25 protein-coding genes are annotated in these 19792 nt (G+C 70.0%); 20 read left to right on the top strand and 5 right to left on the bottom strand.

Going from position 1 to position 19792, the window contains the following annotated elements; all coding sequences use genetic code 11:
- Nucleotides 1-5 precede the first annotated feature (5 nt).
- From BS75_RS29515 to BS75_RS48615, 9 genes are all read left to right on the top strand, one after another.
- A complete protein-coding gene (locus BS75_RS29515; RefSeq protein WP_034090441.1) occupies nt 6-3407 on the top strand; it encodes a hypothetical protein in 3402 nt (1133 codons plus the stop codon).
- A gap of 75 nt (nt 3408-3482) precedes the next feature.
- Nucleotides 3483-4004, top strand: coding sequence for a hypothetical protein (locus BS75_RS29520; protein ID WP_042436581.1), 522 nt, complete (start codon nt 3483-3485; stop codon nt 4002-4004).
- Nucleotides 4005-4039: 35 nt separating this feature from the next.
- Nucleotides 4040-4294: a hypothetical protein gene (locus tag BS75_RS29525; protein WP_034090442.1), complete on the top strand. Its 255-nt coding sequence runs from the start codon at nt 4040-4042 to the stop codon at nt 4292-4294.
- A gap of 64 nt (nt 4295-4358) precedes the next feature.
- On the top strand, nt 4359-4814 hold the full coding sequence (locus BS75_RS29530; protein WP_034090443.1) for a hypothetical protein: 456 nt from the start codon (nt 4359-4361) through the stop codon (nt 4812-4814).
- Complete coding sequence (locus tag BS75_RS29535; RefSeq protein WP_052069778.1) at nt 4811-5116, top strand: hypothetical protein; 306 nt, start codon at nt 4811-4813, stop codon at nt 5114-5116. The genes BS75_RS29530 and BS75_RS29535 overlap by 4 nt, the downstream gene beginning before the upstream one ends.
- Nucleotides 5116-5994 carry a glycoside hydrolase family 25 domain-containing protein gene (locus BS75_RS44920; RefSeq protein ID WP_052069779.1) on the top strand — a complete coding sequence of 293 codons (879 nt, stop codon included), beginning with the start codon at nt 5116-5118 and terminating at the stop codon, nt 5992-5994. The genes BS75_RS29535 and BS75_RS44920 overlap by 1 nt, the downstream gene beginning before the upstream one ends.
- Before the next feature lie 62 nt (nt 5995-6056).
- Nucleotides 6057-6416 (top strand): hypothetical protein, encoded by a 360-nt coding sequence (locus BS75_RS29545; RefSeq protein ID WP_034090444.1) that lies wholly within the window; start codon nt 6057-6059, stop codon nt 6414-6416.
- On the top strand, nt 6413-6673 hold the full coding sequence (locus tag BS75_RS29550) for a hypothetical protein (protein ID WP_034090445.1): 261 nt from the start codon (nt 6413-6415) through the stop codon (nt 6671-6673). Before BS75_RS29545 ends, BS75_RS29550 begins: the two co-directional genes overlap by 4 nt.
- 102 nt (nt 6674-6775) lie before the next feature.
- Nucleotides 6776-7405 carry a hypothetical protein gene (locus BS75_RS48615; RefSeq protein WP_152645583.1) on the top strand — a complete coding sequence of 210 codons (630 nt, stop codon included), beginning with the start codon at nt 6776-6778 and terminating at the stop codon, nt 7403-7405.
- Nucleotides 7406-7426: 21 nt separating this feature from the next.
- Here the strand turns inward: BS75_RS48615 and BS75_RS29560 are convergent, their stop codons facing one another.
- Nucleotides 7427-7684, bottom strand: coding sequence for a hypothetical protein (locus BS75_RS29560; protein ID WP_034090447.1), 258 nt, complete (start codon nt 7682-7684; stop codon nt 7427-7429).
- A 168-nt stretch (nt 7685-7852) separates the two neighbouring features.
- Between BS75_RS29560 and BS75_RS52300 the strand changes: the two genes are divergently transcribed.
- From BS75_RS52300 to BS75_RS29590, 5 genes are all read left to right on the top strand, one after another.
- Complete coding sequence (locus BS75_RS52300) at nt 7853-8308, top strand: hypothetical protein (RefSeq protein WP_408022561.1); 456 nt, start codon at nt 7853-7855, stop codon at nt 8306-8308.
- Nucleotides 8274-8807 carry a DUF6879 family protein gene (locus tag BS75_RS29575; RefSeq protein WP_034090448.1) on the top strand — a complete coding sequence of 178 codons (534 nt, stop codon included), beginning with the start codon at nt 8274-8276 and terminating at the stop codon, nt 8805-8807. Before BS75_RS52300 ends, BS75_RS29575 begins: the two co-directional genes overlap by 35 nt.
- 28 nt (nt 8808-8835) lie before the next feature.
- Nucleotides 8836-9684, top strand: coding sequence for a helix-turn-helix domain-containing protein (locus BS75_RS29580; RefSeq protein ID WP_034090449.1), 849 nt, complete (start codon nt 8836-8838; stop codon nt 9682-9684).
- Between the two features lie 138 nt (nt 9685-9822).
- On the top strand, nt 9823-10032 hold the full coding sequence (locus tag BS75_RS29585; RefSeq protein ID WP_152645584.1) for a hypothetical protein: 210 nt from the start codon (nt 9823-9825) through the stop codon (nt 10030-10032).
- Nucleotides 10029-10478 (top strand): hypothetical protein, encoded by a 450-nt coding sequence (locus tag BS75_RS29590; protein ID WP_034090451.1) that lies wholly within the window; start codon nt 10029-10031, stop codon nt 10476-10478. The genes BS75_RS29585 and BS75_RS29590 overlap by 4 nt, the downstream gene beginning before the upstream one ends.
- A 2-nt stretch (nt 10479-10480) precedes the next feature.
- Here BS75_RS29590 and BS75_RS29595 read toward each other — a convergent pair whose 3' ends face one another.
- Together BS75_RS29595 and BS75_RS29600 are read right to left on the bottom strand one after the other, a co-directional pair.
- Complete coding sequence (locus tag BS75_RS29595; RefSeq protein WP_081982696.1) at nt 10481-11155, bottom strand: GntR family transcriptional regulator; 675 nt, start codon at nt 11153-11155, stop codon at nt 10481-10483.
- A gap of 95 nt (nt 11156-11250) precedes the next feature.
- Complete coding sequence (locus BS75_RS29600; protein ID WP_034090453.1) at nt 11251-12213, bottom strand: phospholipase D-like domain-containing protein; 963 nt, start codon at nt 12211-12213, stop codon at nt 11251-11253.
- Nucleotides 12214-13546: 1333 nt separating this feature from the next.
- Between BS75_RS29600 and BS75_RS29605 the strand changes: the two genes are divergently transcribed.
- Nucleotides 13547-13747 (top strand): CsbD family protein, encoded by a 201-nt coding sequence (locus BS75_RS29605; protein ID WP_034090454.1) that lies wholly within the window; start codon nt 13547-13549, stop codon nt 13745-13747.
- An 80-nt stretch (nt 13748-13827) separates the two neighbouring features.
- Here the strand turns inward: BS75_RS29605 and BS75_RS29610 are convergent, their stop codons facing one another.
- Nucleotides 13828-15102 (bottom strand): TerD family protein, encoded by a 1275-nt coding sequence (locus tag BS75_RS29610; protein ID WP_034090455.1) that lies wholly within the window; start codon nt 15100-15102, stop codon nt 13828-13830.
- Nucleotides 15103-15171: 69 nt separating this feature from the next.
- Here BS75_RS29610 and BS75_RS51635 point away from each other — a divergent pair, with 69 nt between their 5' ends.
- From BS75_RS51635 to BS75_RS29625, 4 genes are read left to right on the top strand one after another with little or no spacing between them, the layout of a single operon-like run.
- Nucleotides 15172-15297, top strand: coding sequence for a hypothetical protein (locus BS75_RS51635; RefSeq protein WP_267970409.1), 126 nt, complete (start codon nt 15172-15174; stop codon nt 15295-15297).
- A gap of 53 nt (nt 15298-15350) precedes the next feature.
- Complete coding sequence (locus BS75_RS29615; protein ID WP_034090456.1) at nt 15351-16571, top strand: hypothetical protein; 1221 nt, start codon at nt 15351-15353, stop codon at nt 16569-16571.
- Nucleotides 16572-16588: 17 nt separating this feature from the next.
- Nucleotides 16589-16936, top strand: a complete 348-nt coding sequence (locus BS75_RS29620; RefSeq protein ID WP_152645585.1) for a hypothetical protein — start codon at nt 16589-16591, stop codon at nt 16934-16936.
- Complete coding sequence (locus BS75_RS29625) at nt 16933-17532, top strand: hypothetical protein (protein WP_034090458.1); 600 nt, start codon at nt 16933-16935, stop codon at nt 17530-17532. The genes BS75_RS29620 and BS75_RS29625 overlap by 4 nt, the downstream gene beginning before the upstream one ends.
- 27 nt (nt 17533-17559) lie before the next feature.
- Here the strand turns inward: BS75_RS29625 and BS75_RS29630 are convergent, their stop codons facing one another.
- Entirely contained in the window at nt 17560-18444 is an 885-nt protein-coding gene (locus tag BS75_RS29630; protein ID WP_081983404.1) for an NAD-dependent epimerase/dehydratase family protein, read from the bottom strand.
- A gap of 160 nt (nt 18445-18604) precedes the next feature.
- Between BS75_RS29630 and BS75_RS29635 the strand changes: the two genes are divergently transcribed.
- Nucleotides 18605-19786 carry a hypothetical protein gene (locus tag BS75_RS29635; protein WP_034090459.1) on the top strand — a complete coding sequence of 394 codons (1182 nt, stop codon included), beginning with the start codon at nt 18605-18607 and terminating at the stop codon, nt 19784-19786.
- Nucleotides 19787-19792: the final 6 nt, after the last annotated feature.

A 19792-nucleotide genomic window follows, 5' to 3' on the forward strand; every position in this document is an offset into this window, starting at 1 on the left:
TCGCGATGACGAACCCACTGCTCGGCTCGCTGGCCGACGCCTTCACCGAGTCAGCGCTCAACACCACGATGTGGAACGCCTCATCGACTGGTGTGGTCCTGGCGGCGCGAGGGCGGGTGTCGGTGCCGGCCACGTCGGTGCCTTCGGCGCTGGGCGCGGCCGGGCCGTTCGAGGCGACCGGGCAGGCCTTGACCGCGCGGGTGACTCCGGCGCCGGGCGGGACCGGTGGCCAGGTCGTGCAGACGGTGATGCGGGTCCAGGCGGACGCCGCCGATGCGGCGTATCTGCTGTGCCAGCCCGGGACCGGTGTCTGGCAGGCGGTTGTCGTCAACGCCGGGGTGGCTACGACGGTGACGCTGCCGACGTACGACCCGGTGGCGCACGCCTGGTGGGCGATGGCGGAGAGCAGCGGGTCCTGGCTGTTCTACATCTCGCCGGACGGAGCGGCATGGACGCAGGTCGCGTCGATCGCCTACACCTGGTCGCCCCATGCCGTCTCGGCGTACATCAGCGCCGGGTCGACGGCGGCGGCCGGGCAGGCGGCGAGCGTCGAACACGTCAACACACTGGTGGGTGCGTCGTCGCTGATGCCGTCGTGGCCGCAGGTCCGGTTCGGCGTTGCGTTCAATTCGAACGCCTCGAACGCCACCACGCCGTACTGGACAGACCTCACTGCCCGGCTGCGCGGCCCGTGGAGTGCCGAGCAGTCCGGGCGGCAGTACGAGTTGGACGAGGTGCAGTCCGGGCAGCTCACGCTGTCGCTGTGGAACCTCGACGGGGCACTCGACGCGGGCAACGCGTCCTCGGTGTACGCGCCGAACCTGCTGCCGATGCGGCCGTGCCAGCTCACGGCGACGTGGCCGGTGACCCGCAATCTCCTGCCGCAGAGTCTCGCGACGGGCAGCAGCCTCGCGTACGCCGAGGCGACTGCGGGCACGCTGAGCACCGCGGTGCCGGCCACGGCGTCTCCGGTGGGTACGCAGCAGGCGATCACGTGGGTGATCCCCGCGTCGACCGCCGCCGGGGCCGCGGCTCTCGGACTCGGCGAGACCGTCAGCGTCTTCACCTCGTCCGACCCGGCTGCGGTGCCGGTCACTGCGGGCAGCACCTGGACCGGATCGGTCTACCTCACCGCGTCGGCCTCGATCGGCCTGGTGCCCACCATCACCTGGTACGGCCTGTCTGGGGCCGCGCTGTCCTCGACGACGGCGGCGACGGTCAGTGTGGCCGCTGGGGCATGGGTGCGCGCAGTGGTGTCGGGGACGGCGCCGGTGGGTGCGGTGTGGGCGCGGATCAGCGTCGCCAACGCTGCTGCCGTCTCCGCGCTGACGACGGTGTCGGCGATGGGGTGGCAGTTCGAGGTGGGTACTGCGGTCTCGCCGTGGGTCGCGCCGGGTGTGACGTACCCGCTGTGGGCCGGGTACGTCGAGCGGTGGCCGCAGCAGTGGGACATGTCCGGCACCTACGGCACAGCCGACCTGACCTGTGTGGACGTGCTGGCGTCGCTCTCCGATTTCACGCTGCAGCCCAACGTCGAGAGCCAGCTCCTGTCGATGGGGCCGGACCGGCTGTACCCGCTGGACGAGCCAGCGGGTGCGACCAGCTGGCGAGACCTGACCGGTAAGCACGGCCACGCGAACCTCGGCAACAGCACCGCCGGGGCCGGCAGCGTCACCTCAGGGTCCAGCATCACTGGCACCGGGTTCGAGGGAGGGACCGGGCCGGTGACGACGATCGCCAACCCGGCACCGACGATCGCCCAGGAGGCCGGGTCGTTCATCAACCTCGGCCAGCCGAACGGGCCGCCTTCCAGCGGGGGCTGGACCAGGATCATCTGCTTCCGGACGACGACGGTCCCCGCGTCCGGGGTGTCGATGGCGCTGTGGATGGCGTCGGACCGCAACGGCGCGGCCGGGGCGGTCGCCGGGCTCATCATCGACTCGTCCGGGCACGTCAACGCACTGGTGGCGAACTCGGCGGGGGCGTCGATGACGGTCGCTGTGCCGGTGTACGTGTGCGACGGGAACTGGCACATGGCCGCCATCATCCTGAGCCCCGGTGGCATGCGGCTCGACGCCAACGTGGACGGGGCTGGGTACTTCGCGACCTCTACGAGTACTTGCACTCCAACCGGCATCGTGTCGGACGCGATCGGGATGTACGTCGTTGCCCCCCAGAATCACTACGGTCTGGCCTTCAGTGGGGATCTCGCTTTCGCGACCGAGATCCCCACCAACCAGGTGCCGTCGTTCCCGGACCTGGCTGCGGGCTTCTCGACGGGCTGGGCGGGCGAGACTAGTGCGGCCCGGGCCCAGCGGATCCTCAACCTGTCCGGGTACGGCGGCCCGCTGGGGACGATGGATGCGGTCACGGCGATGGGCGGCGCGGACCTGGCGACACTGGATGCCACGAGCGCCCTGCAGCTGGTCGGTGACAGCGAGAACGGGCAGGTCTACGCGGATGCATCGGGGTCGGTGCAACTCGCCGCTCGGTCCTGGCGCTACTACCAGTCCGCGCCAGCGCTGCTCCTGGGCGAGCAGCAAGCGGCCGGTGAGATGCCGTACCTCACCGACATCGCGACCGGGTTCGACACCACGCACATCTACAACCAGGTGTCGGTGACGAACTCGGGTGCGCCGGGCTCGGCGCAGTATCCGACGGCGCTGGCTCCGAACGCTGCGTCGTCGGCCGCGTATGCGCCCCGCACGCTGTCCCGGACGATCAACGTGCTGGACCAGACGGTGCCGCAGTATGCCGCCAACTACCTTGCGCAGCAGTATGGCCAGCCTCTGGCCCGGGTGGCGCAGCTTACGATCGATCTGGCGTCCAACCCGGCGCTGTGGTCGCAGGCGCTGTCGCTGGGGTTCGGGTCGCGGGTGCAGGTGACCCGTCGGCCGCCGCCGCAGTACGGGGCGCCGCCGGTTGTGCTGCAGCAGTTCCTGGAGCAGTTGACGTGGAACGGTGACGACCAGGGGAATCTCAAGGCGAGCCTGCAACTCAGCAGTGCGACACCATTCCTCAACTGGTGGGTCGTCAGCAGCTTGCACAGCACGCTGCAGGTGCAGGCGACGGCCTCGACGAACACGATCACCTTGGGCCCGCTCACAGGGGCATCGCTCAACCCTGCCTCGGCGGTGCTGACACCAGGGACGGTGCTCACAGTCGGCCAGGGCACCTTCCTGGCAGAGACGGTGACGGTGCTGTCAGTGGCACCGACGGCGGCCGGCTACACCAGCGTGGTCGTCTCGCTCACCACCAACCTGGTCAGCACTCACGCGGTCGGGTCTGTGGTGTGCCAGCCGCTGGGCTCGGCCTACACGCTGCCCGCCCTGCCCGCGAGCACATTCCCCGCGTCGCTGGACGCCGGCGCGACGCTCAGCGCCACCGGGCCCCGCATCACCTACTGACCTGCGCACCACCTGACCGCTCGCCCCTCGGGGCGCGGCGGTTCTTGTGCTGACCCGAGCCGCCTGGAGGCGCCGATGCCGGGACTCGCTGTCCCCGTTCCCTATCAGTGGCAGGTCGGCGACACCGGCAACGCCGCCCTGCTCAACGCCCAACTGTTCAACGGGCTCACGTTCCTGCTCAACCCGCCGCTCTTCCTGGCCCAGCAGTCCAGTGCCCAGTCGTTCGCGAGCGGGGTCCTGGTCGCGATGACCTGGCCGACGCCGACGATCGACACCTACGGGGGCTGGGCGTCCGGCTCACCTACGCGGTACACCCCGACGGTCCCGGGCTACTACAGCGTCACGGGCACGGTCGCCTGCGTGGCCAACGCGACCGGGAACCGGGACGCGATCATCTCGAAGAACGGGACAGCGATTGCGCAGGTGAGCACGCTCGCGGCCACGGTTGCCGACAGCACGAACGTGCAGGTGAGCACCGTCGTTTACTGCAACGGAACCACCGACTACGTCGAGGTATACGGCGTCCAGCGCTCCGGCACACCGCTTACCACTGTGACTGGCACCACGCAGGTCAGCGTGGTGTGGATCCACACCTGATCGACCCCCGAGTCCTCTGACGATGGAGTAGCAAAATGACCACGTCCGACACGTTCACGACCTTCGACTTCAGCTTCAACAGCCAGGAGCCGAACGGGACGATGAACACGGCTGGCTTTCAGCTCGTCACCCGCGGGTCCATGACCGACGCCATGGCGTTCGCCCTGGTCGATGCCTTCACCGGCCTGGGCTGGCCCAGCGGCACTACGGTCTCCGCGACCGTCACGAAGGACACGGTGACCGACGTCTCGTTCACCACGAACCTCACCACGCCGCCGACGTTCACCTGACCTACTGCCAGCCCACCCCCATGCCCCGCCAGCGCGCGGGGCTTTTCCATTCCTGGAGGCTCTCATGTCCCCGCCTGAGCACACCCACCGCCCGGTCGACGCGCACGACCAGGCCCTCACCCACCGCTACACCGTTAGGTTTCCCGAGCACGCCCCACGTGAGGGTGATCCGCACTACGCGGCGTTCAGCGCCTACCGGCGGCACTTCCTTCCCGGGGCGCTCTGCTACGTCGGGCAGCGCGCGGGGGCGTCGCAGTGCACCGACGACCGCCCGCTGGAGCTCCACCACGCGACCTTGGAATTCGCGGTCGTGAACGCAGTGTCTGCCGAGGCCCTGCACCGGGACTTCCCGGAGATCAGCGAGCACGCCACGGCCGAGGAGATCGCCGCGTGGGCGGAGTCCTCGCCGGGTCAGTTCCGCTGGCTGTGCCAGTTCCACCACCGTGGCCACGGCGGCGCACACACCGCATCGCACGCGGACTGGACGGCACAGCTCTACGTCCCGGAGCTGATCGAGTGATCGGCGTCCGGGAGTTCAACGACCGCATCGCGGCACGGGCCACCCGAGCCTTCGGCAGCATGTGGGTCACCTACGGCCTGTTCCTGTACGGGTTCCTGCCGATCCTGCTGCCGTCGCTGATGGTGACGCTTCTGTACTGGAGCAACACCGTGCAGCTTTGGAGCCTGCCGCTGCTGATGGTCGGGCAGCAGGTGCTGGGCCGGGTGGCCGAGCGGCAGGCCCGGGAGACCCACGACGCCGTGATGGAGGAGCTCCGGCTGCTCCGTGCTCGGCTCACCGACGCCTCGGAAGGGACCGGCTGATGGCCCGCACCATGTACGACGCCGTGACCGTGTCGGCGATCCCGGACGGGTCGGTGCTGGTGGCCGGGTATGTGAACGGCTCCTACGCGAACCTGTCGGGCCTGCGGGCGCGGTTCCCGCACGCGCTGGTGGTCGGGGTGACCGTCACGGCGGGCGCGGACGAGGGCCAGGTCCTCGACGTCGAATCCGGCGACGCCTCGCCAGCCGAGGCGCCGGGGTGGGTAGAGCGGCGGCGGGCGGCGGGCGCAGACCCGACCGTCTACTGCAACGCCTCGACCTGGCCTGCCGTCAGGGCTGCCTTCTCTGCCGCTGGCGTGGCCGCGCCGCACTTCTGGATCGCGGACTACGACGGCGACCCGGCTATTCCGGCCGGCGCGGTCGCCAAGCAGTACGCGAGCAACGAGAACTACGACGCGTCCGCCGTTGCGGCCTACTGGCCCGGCGTGGACCCGACCCCGGAGGACACCATGCTGCTCACCGCTCAGGACCAGGCCGTCATCAAGGAGATCGTGACCACTGTCGTGGCCGCCGCGATCTCCGCCAACCGGGGCCAGGCCGTCAGCGACGACCTGTACTGGTTCGCTGCGGCCGTTGACGGCCAGCCGCCGACGGGCGCGCCCGCTGTCGACGTGGCCTCGATCAAGACCCTGCATGCCGCGCTGGCCGCACCCGCCGCGCAGGCCGCGGCGAACGGGGCGGCGCTGACTGCGCTGACCGCGAAGGTCGGTGCACTCCAGGGCGCGATCGGCGCCCTGGCGGCGGGCGGCGGCATCACGGCGGCGCAGCTCACCGCGGCGGCCGAGGCTGGCGCGACGGCGGCGCTCGCTGAGCTGGGCCATGTCCTGGTCGGCACCACCCCGGCGGCCACGACCGCCTAACCCTGCACCACCCCTGTCTGCCCCGCCGGCGTGCGGGGCTTCGTCATGTCTGGGAGGACATCATGAGCAACATCGTCAACGAGTTCCGGGCCGAGCTCGCGTCGGCGCATCTGCAGGCGCAGGTCGGCCGGTTCGTCCGGCTGGCGGTCGTGACCTTCGGCGCGCAGCTGGCGGCGCTGGGCACCGGGCACCTCTCGCGGGACGCCCTGGCCGGTGTCGCGGTGGGTGCGGTGGAGGCGGCGTACCGGCAGTGGGCACCGGTCGTGCCGTGGGCGGCGATCGCCGCGCGGCTGCACCTGCTCGCGGCGCAGCAGCCGTCCGCCGTCGCGCCGACCCCGGCCAGCGTGCCCGGCCCGGCCGCGGTGCCGGCGGCGCCGCAGGCGACCGTGACCGCGATCAAGCCGCCTGTGAGCGGCGAGTGAGCGGCGACCCGCCGGACGGGTCCGTCATCATCACGCCGACCGCGATGCACGAGCAGCTCCAGACGCTGGGCGCGACGGTCGGCCGGATGGAGACCAAGTTGGACCTGGCGCTCGGGGAGCAGGCCCGGACCATCCTCGATCATGAGGGGCGGCTGCGGCATCTGGAGGAGCGGCGGCTGCCGCAGTCCACGATGTCGTGGCTGTCGCTCGTGGTCGCGGCCGGCGTGGGCGTCCTCTCGCTCTGGCCGCACCACTGATCAGCGCCCCCGCTTGGCTTCGGCCGGGCGGGGGCGCTTGCGGCGTTTCCCGTTCGATAGCAGCCCGGTGCAGGAGGGGCCTTGGGGCGTATCGTCCCTCGCATGCCTCATCACCTTGATCCAGCTGTCACTGCGGCCTGGATCGCAGCCGGAACGTCCATCGTGAGTCTGGCCGGAACCGTCTTCGTTGCCTACCGCGGGTTTCGAGCAACGGAGAAGGTAGCAACGGAAGCCAATCAGTCGGCCGAACGGAACACCGAACGCTTCGTCGTCGCAACTCGCGATGACCACCTCTGGGAGAAGCGGGCAGACACCTATGTGGAGGCGTTGAGCTACGTTCACCATCGGGGCGCTACACGCCAGCATGCGCAGCGCGGCTACCGGATGGATCAGGAATCTGAGGCTCGGATCGCCGCGCTGCTTGATAGCTACGATCCTGGTTCATGGTTCGAACTTGAAGGCCGACTCACAACGTTCGCGTCTGACGAGGTGGTGGCCGCCAGCAATGCGGCTCACCAAGCAAACCAGAAGGCGCTCATAGCCCTTGGAGCTTGGCAAGAACTCGAGAGACAGGCTCGTGAATCGACCCTGGGTGGTAGCGCCGGACCGACAGGCGAAGCCGTCCTCTCGGCCCGGGAAAGCTCCCTTGAAGCCACGAAGGCGGCCGAAGCAGAGGATCTGCTGCTGATCACCCAGATCCGTCGGGAACTGCACAGCCATCCTCGGCAGTGACCTCGCGCCGCCCGGCAGCATCTACTCCTGGGCTGCCTGTTGGGCCCGGTGTGCGTTGAGCGCCCGCAGCGCGGCCATCGTCTCGCCCCGGAGCCGCTCCAGCTCGGCGGTCTGCTCCGGCGGCCACTCCATCCGCTCGACGATCTGGTCCTCGGCGGGGAACTGCTGACGGCGCCCTGCCTGGACCTGGTCGGCGTAGGCGGTGGTGGCGGCCTGGGCTGCGTGGAATGCGGCCTTGAGCTCGTCTTCGGTTGTCTGGGGCTGATCTTCATCGGGCACGGTCGGAGCATACGGCCGGGGTCCGACAGCCAGTCCGAAGACGCTCCGACGAAGCTGTGCCACCGGTTGACCGAAGTCGATTCGGATGCACCAGCGCCCTTGACGGTGAGACCCAGTCAGCGAGACTGTCGTGCAAGGCAGAGCAACGCTTCAACTGAGGAGATAGCCATGCCCTTGCAGTACATCGGAATCGACCCCAGTACAGGTGGCGGCGGTTCGCCCACCGTGCTCGTGGACAGGGAGAACTTCGACTTCGTCCTCCAGGGGTGGAAGGTTGACGAGAGCTCGGGTATCCCCTCGCGCGAGACCGTGATCCGCATCCCGGCCCGTATGGTGCCGCTGATTCGAGAGGCCTGTAACTTCGCTGAACGAGGATCTACCGGACTGCAAAGCACGGGCGGCGGCTCGCCCACCGTGCTCGTGGACAGAGAGAACTTCGACCTCATCCTCCGGGGATGGAGGGTCGACGAGAAGACCGAGGCGGAGGTGGCGGCGATCGAGGTCCCCGGGCATATATCGGGTATCCCCTCGCACGAGACCGTGATCCGCATCCCGGCCCGTATGGTGCCGCTGATTCGAGAGGCCTGCAATGTCGCTGAACGAGGATCTGCCGGACTTCAATGAGCTGCTTGGCGCCGCTCGGCACTCCGCAGTGCATTTGGAGATGCGGGACTCATACGGGGTCGCCGACGAGGCAGAGAACCTCGCGGCGTTCCGTCGGGGCGAGTGGACGGAGGCGATGGAGCGGGTGGACCGTCAGTCCTGGCTGGACCTTGTCGCCTCGACCATCGCTCGTGGGGTTGTCATCCGGCGGGCGCGGATCGTGTCGGAGCCCGTTACGGACTACATTCGGTTCGAGCACGCAGGCACGCAGATGAACATCGATGCTGGCGAGCAGATTCGCTGGCTGCCGCGTCGGCAGACGCTCGGTATCCCGCTCCCGGGCAGCGACCTGTGGCTGATCGACGGCGAGCGGGTGAGGTTCAACCACTTCACCGGCGACGGCGACTGGGCGGTCCCGGGCGTCGAGGACAGCACCGACCCGGACGTCGTGCGCCTGTGCTCGACAGCGTTCGAGGCCGTGTGGGAGCGGGGCATCCCGCACGCTGACTACAAGGTCTGACGCACAGAAATCCGCAGGTAGCCAGCTCATGCCATCGTCTCCGCTGTCCAGTGTCAATACCGCCCGAGCGGCGCTTGCCGAGCGTCTGAAGGAGCTGCGGCTGGATGCGGACCTCAACGGGCGTGAGCTGGCTGCTCGCTGTGGTTGGAGCGCGGCGAAGGTCTCCCGGATCGAGAACGGCAAGACGCCGCCGTCGTCCGCAGACATCCGGGACTGGTGCCGGGAATGCGGGGCGCAGGGCAAAGCGGAGGACCTGATTGCGGCGGCCCGGAGCGTCGGGTCGATGTACACCCAGTGGCTCCGCGAGCACCGTACCGGGATGCGCCACAAGCAGGACCTGATCCTCCAGGGGTACGAGCGCACTCGGACGTTCCGCATCTACTGTTCCAACGTCATCCCCGGCATCTTCCAGACCCCGGAGTACGCCCGCGCTCTGATGACGATGATCACGCGCTTCCAGGGCACACCGGATGACGTCGAAGACGCGGTAGTCGCCCGTGTGGCTCGTGGCCGGCTCTTGCGCGAGGGAGACAGGCGTTTCGCTGTGCTCTTGGAGGAAGCGGTGCTCAGGCATCGGCTGGGCGACGCTGAGGTGATGGCCGGACAACTCGGATACCTGCTATCGGTGATGTCTCTGCCGTCGGTGTCCCTGGGGATCATTCCGTCAGGAGCGGTCCGAGAGATGTGGCCGCTGGAAGCCTTCTACCTGTGCGATGAGCGGGACCTGGAAGTCGAGACGCTCACAGCGGAGATCAACGTCACGGCGCCCGGCGAGTTGGCTGACTACGCCCGTGCCTTCGGGGAACTCGCGAAATCTGCTGTGCACGGCTCCGCCGCGCGATCGCTGATTACGAGCGCGATCGACGCGCTCGGGTGAATCCGTGCAACCTCATGCAACTTCATAGCCACTCGATCTGTGCCGCTCATAGCGTCGATCTCGGCGGACTCCGCCTCCCTGCACCAGCCTGACAGCGGGCTCTGGGGTGCGGGGCAGGACCAGATCACTGGGGGCGCGATGGATACCTCGACCGAGCGGTGCAGTCGGCTCACGCCGCCTCAGGACTTCCGGATACGGATCGCCCGCAACGACCTTGAGAACGCCCGCAAGTTGAGCGTGGCCGAGGCGCCGCAGGAGGAACTGGCCCTGGTGGTCGGAGCGCTCACGGCGAGCCTCTACAACGTCCTGCAGCTCGTCGATGACCTGGCCGCCGGGGAGGAGCCGTGATCCCCTTCGCGGAACATCGGCCGGCCTCGGTCAGCGAGAGCACGTGGGTGGAGTACGTGCGGCTGATGACCGCCGCCAGCTACGGACGGATCACCCCGCCGGGAGTCGCGCAGTTGGACGCGATCTACGCCCAGGCGCCCGAGATCCTCGACGCGGGTCGCGAGCTTGAGTTCGGACCGGTGCCGCGTATGACCATACATCCGGAGGACGCCGGATTCCTCGACGCTCAGCCATGGGCGGTGCCGGGGAACCGCCCGTACTGCGATGGCTGCGGCGCGGCGGCGGCGACGGTGCCGGTGGGGCTGATCGAGCGGGGGTCCGGGGCGGCGTACGAGGTCCGAAACTGTCGGTTCTGCGTGGCCACGCTGCTCTGGGAGGGGCGGCGGGCGGCCGAGCGGCGCCGGGAGCGGTTCACGCCGGCGATCCCGGAACGGGCCCGGCTGTGAGGTCAGGGGTGGCCGTCGGTGGGGCTGTCGCGCGAGGTCGGCGGAGGCTTGCTCGGGAGGTCGAAGGTAAGGCGCAGACGCCATCGGTCGGCTGGCAGCAGCATGTCGGCGGTATCGAGCGGCCGTCCGGCGTGGTCGGTGTGCGTGCGGATGAGGTGGAGCGCGTGCGTCTCTCGGGCCAGGCCGAGCGCACTGGCCTCATCGTTGGCCAGTTGCCTGCTGTCGACGTCGAGTGTCACGGCGGCCGGGCTCGCTGAGAGGCGGCCTCGGTGCCAGATGGTGACGAGGTGCGATGGCCGTCCGGTCGCGTCTAGGTACTCGATGCGCTGCCGCTGCACCCGCGTGCCGGTGCGGAGGTGGAGACGATCGGCGACGTCGGCGGGTGCTGCGGTCCGAGTCGTCTCGATGTCTCCGTGTCCGTGCGGCCAGGGCGCGTCGGGGTGGGTCAGGGTGTGCACGGTGATGGGGTGAGCAACCGTCAGACGGGCTCGTGGGTGCCCCTCAACGAGCCCCTCGCGGCGGAGCTGCTCGATGGCGAGGCGCACTGCTCCCTGGCCGGTTCCGAGTGCCGCTGCCAGCGTGCGCCAGGAGGGAAGTGCGGTCCCGGGGGATAGCGTTCCGTCGGTGATTTGCTCCCGTAGAGCTGCGGCGATGCGCTGATATGGCGCGTCGCTCATCCCTGCCCCAGTCCGTGATCAAGCCAGTGTTGGGGCCGACGTTAGGGAACTAGGGCATTTCTGCTACGTAGCAGATGCGAGCCGAATCCGTGGCACTAGCCGCCGGACTGCATCCGCCCGCACCAGTAGCCCATCTGTGCTGCTGACACCGGGCCGCCGCTCGGATCGATCACACGTTTGATTTCGGTGATCGTGCGCTCGATCTGCCGGACGCTCATCCCGAGGCGCTGCTCCAGGCTTCGCTGCGTGGCACCCCCTACGAGACCCAGGAGGACGTCCTGCTGAACCTGCGACAGCGCCCCTATGGCTGTGACCTGGGCGTTTTCGGTGCCGTCCCACGTGCGCGCCTGAGCCCAGTCTCGCTCGAACTGCGCGACAAGCTCGCCGACGACGCCGGCATCGTGGACGATTAGGGCGGCGCCGTGGACCGGCTGAGGCCCTCCCAGGCGGGTCCGGTCGGAAATGACTGCGATTCTCTGGTCGATGATGATGGTTTTCATGAATGCGCGTGGCATAGTCCGAATTTCCGCGCCACGGCGAGTGGCCTCCGCTACCCATTGCTGGATGTGTGGATATTCTCGCTCGCTATCCATGTAGAGGGTCCGCATTTTGATGCCTCGGGAGAGGGCGTAGAAATCGCGATCGGCGGATGATTCGAGTGTCGCCTCATCGCGGTGCCCTGGCTGCATGGTGAGCAGGTCCTCGGCTGCCTCGGCGAGGACTGCTGCGATGCGTCTGTTGGCATCGCCGATGCTGGCCGGACGCTCGATGCCCTGGCTCCATAGGTCGGCTCGGGCGGTCCGGTGTGTGGCCGTGAGCTCGTGCTGAAGGGGAACGATCGCATCGGCATCGTCCATCAGGGCGCGTGCCGCCTGGTGTAGTTCTTCCCTCCGTCGCGGCAGTACCTCCTGGGGGTCGACAGTCATCAGACGCTCGGGGGCGCCGGGGAGGGGGACTACGAGGCCGACGGATCGGAGCTCTGTCACTGCCTCGGGGAGGTGGGAGGCGTCGCCGCCGGTGGCGATGATGCGGTAGGCCTCGACGGCCGCTTCGGACACGAGCCGCCTCCCGTTATCGGAATCGGACGATTCAGACAAAACACTTCCCCCTCGATTGGCGGAAAACCACCTGGCGGTAAACCACGGCTCTGTGAGCTTGACTGCACGGTGTCACTGGCCGACTGTAGATCGCACGGAATCAGCACAGCAACTCTAAACACCCTCCATTTTCACCGGCGGGTGGACCGGGGGGTTGCGTCATGGAAAGGGTCCGATTTTGACTCGAACTGCTACCCATCGCCCCGCGCTCATCCTGGCCGCGCTCGCTGCGGCGGCTGTCGCTACCCTCGCCGCCCACTCGGGCGCGCAGACGCACGCCCGCGCCGACTCCATCTGGACAGTCGACAGCGCCACCCCGAGCCCGTCGCCGAGCGGCACTGCGGGGACGGTCAGCCCCGCCGACTCGATCTGGACTGGCTGACCAGACAGCGCAGAGGGCCAGGCCACCGATCCGGCAGGCTCCCTCGCGGCCGTCCGAACCGAGAGGTTCGGATGCTCTCCTGCCTCCTGTAGGCACCATCACGCCAAACAGCACGACCTAACGAGGGGACGGCCCCGTCTCGGCCGCTGTCGAGGCAGCCGTGACGGGGCACTTAGGAGAATGGCGCTGTGTACGGAGAACCATCTGAATCTGAGGAGGTACTCGCCCTCTATCCATGGTCAGAGGGCGCGTGCTTTCGCTGTGCTCGCGGGGGCGTGCTGACGACTGTCGTCGGCAGCCTGCACCCACCAGACCTACCCGCGCCCTTCCCCGTACGCGCATGCCGCCCGTGCACAGTCCTGATGGAGGAGGAGCGCCGCGAGGCTGCGGCGCGGCACGGGCTCACCTATATAGCAGGGCCCCGACGGCCGGCAGAGACCGCCGCAGCGTGAGCCCCAGTGCGAAGCCCCGTCCCCTGTCGATACATGGGGAGCGGGGCCTCGTTGCTGTCATGGATCGGGGCAGTTCAGGGCATGTATTTCAGGGGGGCGCTGGGGAGCGTACGTAGAGATCCACTCCCCGTAGGGCGCTCGTAGGGGCCCAGCTGTCTCAAGTTGAGATCAAGTCGTCCCAAAGCGTCAACGCACGTCTATGCACGTCACAAGGCCTTTTTGCCCTCCACGCGGCCATGACCAGCAAAGATCACCCGCAACGCGCAAGATAGTACGGCTACTTCATGCGCAGGCTGGCCGAGCGCCCGGCCAACCTGGCCTTCTTCCTCCGGGCGCTGGCCACCCGGGACTGAGCGTCCGCCGTGGACCGGGGGCGCCCGGGATGCGGGTCGGCCCGGTATGGGGCAGGGTCGAAGACGGCGCTCTGACCAGGGCGCCGTTCCGGAGAACGGAGTTCGTGATGAGCGATCTGTCGAACAAGGCCCAGGACGTCACCGGGAAGGTCAAGGAGAAGGTCGGCGACGTCACCGGGAACGACGAGCTCAAGGGCGAGGGCCAGGGGGACCAGGTCGAGTCGAAGGCGAAGCAGGTCGCCGACGATGCCAAGGACGCCGCCAAGGGCGCCGTCGACAAGGTCAAGGGCCTGCTCCACCGGGGCTAGGCAGCCTTCCTCAGGAGGCCGCCGCGACCGCCGTCCGCGAGGGACGGCCGGTCCGCGGCGGCCTTTCGGCCGTCCGCGGCTCAGAGCGCCTTCGCGCCGGGCTTGACCATGCCGCGCACGGTCTTGGAGTCGACGTACTCCTCCAGTGCGGTCATCACCCACTCGCCGGTGTTCATCCGGATCAGCTTGCACATCAGCACGCCGGTGTGCGGCTCGGCGCGGGTGAGGTCGAAGCGGACCAGCTCCGCGCCGGTGGTGGCGTCCAGCAGCCGGCAGTAGGCGTTGGCGACCTCGGTGAAGCGCTGGCCGGAGAAGCTGTTGACGGTGAACACCAGCCCGGTGACCTGCTCCGGCAGCGACTGGAGGTGGACGGTGATGGCCTCGTCGTCGCCCGCGCCGTCACCGGTGAGGTTGTCCCCGGCGTGCTGGATGGCCGCGTCGAAGGCGTGCAGGTGCATGAACCAGACCTTGTCCAGCTCCCGGCGGCGGCTGTCGTAGGCGATCACCGAGGCGTCCAGGTCGATGTCCCGACCGCGCTGGGCGGGCTCCCAGCCGAGGCCCATCCGGACCGAGGACAGCAGCGCCCGACCGTTCTTGATCAGCGATACCGAACCGCCCTTGGTGAGCGAGACCCGGCCCTTGTCCAGGGTGATCCGGCCGTCCGAGGGCGCCGCAGGGGCAGGGGCAGGGGCAGGGGCAGGGGCAGGCGCGGGTGCGGGGACCGGCGGCGCGAAGTTCACCGGCGGCGCGACCACGGTGACGGGCGGGGCGACGGGCGGGGCGACGGGCGGGGCGACCGGGGTCGGCGGCACCGGGGCGGGCGGCACCGGGGTCGGCTGCGCCGGAGCGGGCGGCGTCGCCGGGCCCGGGTCGTCGACCGAGACGCCGAAGTCGGTGGCGATGCCGGCCAGGCCGTCCGCGTAGCCCTGGCCCACGGCGCGGAGCTTCCACTGCGGGCCGCGCCGGTAGAGCTCCACCACGATCAGCGCGGTCTCCGGGCCCAGCCGGGGCGGGGTGAAACTGGCCAGCTCCTCCCCGGTCGCGGCGTCCCGCACGGTCGCGGTGGGCTCCGTCCCGGCGAAGGTCGCGGCGGCGTCGTCGAGGCTGGCGGTCACCACCACCTTGTCGATCTCGGCGGGCACCAGCGCGGTGTCCACGGTGATGCCGGCCGGGCTGTAGCCGACGCCCGGTCCGTTCGGGGCGTTGAAGAACACCAGGTCGGCGTCGGACCTGACCTTCCCGGAGGCGGTGACCAGCAGCGCCGAGACGTCGATGGCCCGGGGCGCGGCGACCGCCACCGACAACCGGGTACCGTCCAGCGGCAGATTGCCACCGGGAGTGAGGACTGTGGACACGGCGCCCCTCCAAAGGTCCGCTCGGGCTTCCTGGCTGCTCCCGACCGCGTACCGCCCACGGTAACCGGCGTGGCCGATAATCTGGCCGTTTCCCTGCTCTTCGGGAGGTCCCACGGCGACGGCGTCAAGCAGTCGTCAGCAGTGGATGCCGCATACGGCGCTGTGGCTATGCTGTTCGCCGACGACTGCTACTGATCATCCACGGCCCTCGGCGTGTGCCCGGGGAGCACGGCACGGGGGGAAGGTCGATGGACGGGTTCGAGGCACCACCGCAGGGCGATTTCCAGTCGTACGAGAAGCTGGTCGGACAGCAGGGCGGCCATCTCGGCGCGCTCAACAAGTGGAGCTCCAACCAGTGCGGGGACACCGACGGCCTCGACGGCCTGCTCTACCTGCTGCGCGGGGCGGTCACCGGCACCTCCCACTTCTTCGCCGGAAAGCTCGCCCAGAGCGAGCGCGGGATGGGCGTGGTCGCCGGCAAGGTGCAGCAGACCAGCGCCAACTACACCGGGACCGACCAGAACACGGCGGCCAACCTGCGCAGCCTCTATCCCACCCCGCTGCCGGGGTTCCCGGACATCGGCGCCCTTCCCGGGATGCCGCGCCTCGGCAACTTCACCGACGAGCCGGTGACCCTGACCGAGCCGACCGGCGCCGACGCGGACACCGCCAAGAACATCAAGCACCAGCTGATGACCATGCGCAGCGGCTTCAGCAGCGGGCCGCTCTCGACCGCGCAGAGCGTCTTCTCCTTCTTCACCGGCCAGAGCCTGGTCGGGCTGCTGCTCGACCCGCTGGTCGGGGACTACGGCCGACTGCTCTACCTGCACGACGCCTACCAGGAGCTGGGTGCGGGCAGCTACACGGTGGCGGCCACGCTGCGCAAGGGCTCCTGGTCGCTCGCGGACGAGTGGACCGGCCAGGCCGCAGTGGGCTTCGACTCCTACCTCTTCCTGTGGACCATGGGGATAGGCGGCATAGGCGACGCGGCCAGGGTGGCCGCCAAGGTCTACAAGGACGGCTACGACACCGTGGTCGCCCTCGTCTACGTGGCACTGACGAAGATCAACCAGCTGCTCGGCGACGAACTGGAGCAGCTCGCGGAGCAGGGCGGCGAGCTGGTCGAGGGGGATGCGGCGATCGAGGCGGTCGGCGGCGGGCCCGAGGACCCGCTGGCGGACATCGGGGCCGGAATCTTCAGCGCCTACAAGCTGTACAAGGTCTACAAGCTGATCAGCAGGATCGTCTCGATCATCGACGACATCGAGACCGTCTTCACGAAGATCAGTGAGTCGGTGCAGGCCGTGGAGAGCGGCATCACCGCGATCGAGAAGATGATCGACTCACCGATGCCGACGCTCGGCAGCCTGGTCAACGACGTGGAGCAGCGTGGCTTCTCGTTCGAGCAGAACGGCGCCTGGGACCCGACCCTCGGGGCGGTCCGGATCGCCATGCTCCCCTCGGCCTGACGGATTGGATGGACGACATGGCGAGTTCCCCCTCATTCGGCTCCTTCGGCCGGTCCACGGCGGACTGGGGCGCGAGCAGCGGTCCGGCCCCGGAGCCCGGGCCGACGACCCCCTCGGCGGCCCGGCAGCAGCGGGCCGTGGAGCAGTTCGCGACCGGGCGCAGCCCGCGCCAGGAGGAGATCGCCCGGCGCATCTACACCCGGCTCCGGGCCGGCGACCAGGTCGACGACCTCAGGGGGTTGATCGCGGAGCTGAGCCGGGAGGCGACCGGCGAGGCGGCGCGCCGCCGGGTTGCCGGGCCGACGGGGCCGACCGGCACCGGCACGGGCAGTGCCCGGATCGGTCTCGGCGGGGTGGTCTCGTGATCCCGCCGCTGACCTCCTTCACCGTCCTGCCGGAGTACGGCCGCAGCTGGACCGTCTACGACGTGGTGCCCAAGGGCGAGTCCAGCCCCGTGCTCCGGTTGCGGAAGGAGAGCCGGTACGACAGTCAGCAGCCGTTCCACGCCTTCACCGGTCCGGGACTGGACCAGTTGGACGGCTATGTGACGGTCGGCGCGGCGATGGGCGCGGACCGGGTCAAGCACGGCACGGTCGGCCACCGCAACGGGTCCGCGCTGCGGTCCGAGGAGTGGAGCTTCGCCCAGGCGGGGCTGCCGGTGCTGGAGGGCGAGCCGGCGGGCGCCAGCGCCCTGCGGCACTCCTTCCCGCTGCGGGCGGTGCTGGCCAACGGCATCGCCGACAGCGCCCTCTCGTTCCGGCTCCGCTACCGGGGACCCGGCTCGGCGGGGTTCGAGTTCACCCGGCTCGCCGGGGCCAGGGCCCGCTACACGGTCGAGGTCCACGACGATCGGCTGAGTCGGCTGCTGGTGCTGGCGGCGGTGCTGCGGCACAGCGTCTTCTCCGACAGCGACGTCCGCCAGTACCGGGTGGACCTGACCACCAACCCGCTGAAGGGCTGAGCCGGACCGGTCGTCGCGCGGGCCCGCTCACCGGTCGGGCGCTGTCATCTCGGTGAAGGCGCCGCCCAGGTACTCGTACTCGGCGCTGCCGGGGGCCGGTTCGCCCCGGGCGGCGATCAGCGCGGCGGCGTAGGGCTCGGCGTCGTCCTGCGGCCGGTAGCCCAGGGCGCGGGCCGGGGCCAGGTCCCACCAGCCGCGGGTGTTGGCGGAGGTGCCGTAGACCACGGTGTGGTGCACGTCCGGCGCGCCGAGCGCGGCGTGGAAGAGCCGGCCGGCGTCGGCTGCGCTGAGCCAGGTGGCGAGCATCCGGTAGCTGGTGGGCTCGGGGAAGCAGGAGCCGATCCGGATGGAGACCGTGGACACCCCGAACCGGTCGGCGTAGAGCTGGGCGAGGGACTCGCCGAAGCACTTGGACAGCCCGTAGAAGGTGTCCGGGCGGTAGGGCGTGAGGACCGGCAGGTCCTCGGTCGGCTTCGCCGGTCGCGGGGTGTAGCCGACGGTGTGGCTGCTGCTGGCGAAGACCACCCGGCGGACGCCCTCCTGCCGGGCCGCCTCGTAGAGGTGCTGGGTGCCCCGGATATTGACGTCCAGGATCCGGTCGAAGGTGTTCTCCAGCGAGAGTCCGCCCAGGTGGACCACGGCGTCCACGCCCCGGACCGCCTCGCGGACGGCGTCCTGGTCGCGGAGGTCGACGAGGAGCGCGTCCGGGTCGCCCGGCACCGGGACGATGTCGGTGCTGCGCAGCCGGTAGCCGTAGCCGGGCAGGCTCGCCCGGAGGACGGTGCCCAGCCCCCCGGCCGCCCCGGTGAGCAGCACGGTGCGCGGGGCGGTGTGCGCGTCGGCGTCGCCGTCGGAGCCGCCGTCGGGGCCGGTGTCGCCGTCGGCGGAGGAGGTCGGATTCGGTGCGGTCATGCGGGCCCCCAGGCGGTGGGTGGTGTGCATCGAGCGCGGGCGCGGTCACTGGCGAAGTCCATCCATGGATATGGATGCCATTCACATATATGGTTAGCCTAGAAGGGGTCACTCCGGACCGTCAACCGTTGTTCCCCGCCCGGCATTCGAGGAGAACTCCGTGCGCACCTCTGCCTTCCTCTACCCCTGGGACGTCCTCGGCGACCCGGCCGCTCCCGCGCGGCTGGCCGAACTCGGCCTGGACGGGGTGACGCTGGCCTCCGCGTACCACAGCACCCGGGCGCTGACGCCCCGTCATCCGATCACCCGGGTGGTCACCGCCCCGCACGCGGCGGTCTACTACCCGCCCGCCGCCGACCACTGGACCGGCCACGACCTCCGGCCCTACCGGCAAGAGTGGCTGCCCGGGGACGACCCCTGGGGCGAGGCGGCGGCGCTGCTCCGGGACGCGGGCCTGGACGTGGCCAGTTGGGTGGTGCTGGCCCACAACTCCCTTCTGGGGGACGACTATCCGTCCAGCTCGGTGTGCAACGCCTATGGCGACCGCTACCCCTGGGCGCTGTGTGCGGCCCGGCCCGAGGTGGTCCGCTACTGCGCCGTGCTCGCCGCCGAGGCCGGGGTCCGGCCGGGGGCGAGCGGCACCGAGCTGGAGTCCTGCGGCTGGTACGGGCTGGCGCACCTGCACGGCCACGACAAGATCGGCGGGGTCCCGCTGGACGCCGCCGCGCAGTACCTGATGTCGCTCTGCTTCTGCGACGTCTGCTCGACCGCCCACGCCGAGGCCGGTGTGCCGGACCTGGACGCCGCCGTCCGGGCCGCGCTGGCCCCGGTCTGGCGCGGCGAGGGTCCGCCCCCCGCCTCCGGCGGCGCGGCCGAGGAGTGGGCGGCGGTGGAGCAGTTGCTCGGCCCGGACCTCGCCCGGCTCACCCTGGAGTTGCGCGCGGCCCGCGCCCGGGAACTGCAGCGGGCCTGCGTCGGCGCCGTCCGCGCCGCCGCCGGGCCGGGGTTCCGGGTACTGCTGCACGCCGATCCGGCGCCGCACCGCACCGGCGCCAATGTCGGCGTCGAGCCGGCCTGGCTGCTGGCCGACGCGGCGGCGGGCGGGGGTGGGGCGGACGGGCTGGTGCTGCCCTGTGCGAGCGGCGCCGCCGCGCTGGACGCGGCCCGGGCCGCCGTCCCCGGGGGGATGCTGGCGGCCAACCTCACCGTCGTCTCGGGGATGGGCGGCGACCCGCGCCGACCGGCCGAACCGCCGGCCGGCGCGGACGAACTCCGGCTCTACCACGCCGGCTTGGCCTCGGACCCGGACCTGGCCGCGCTGCGCGCGGCGCTGGCGGGATGAGGCGGG

The sequence above is a fragment of the Streptacidiphilus albus JL83 genome (assembly GCF_000744705.1).
Lineage (GTDB): Bacteria > Actinomycetota > Actinomycetes > Streptomycetales > Streptomycetaceae > Streptacidiphilus > Streptacidiphilus albus.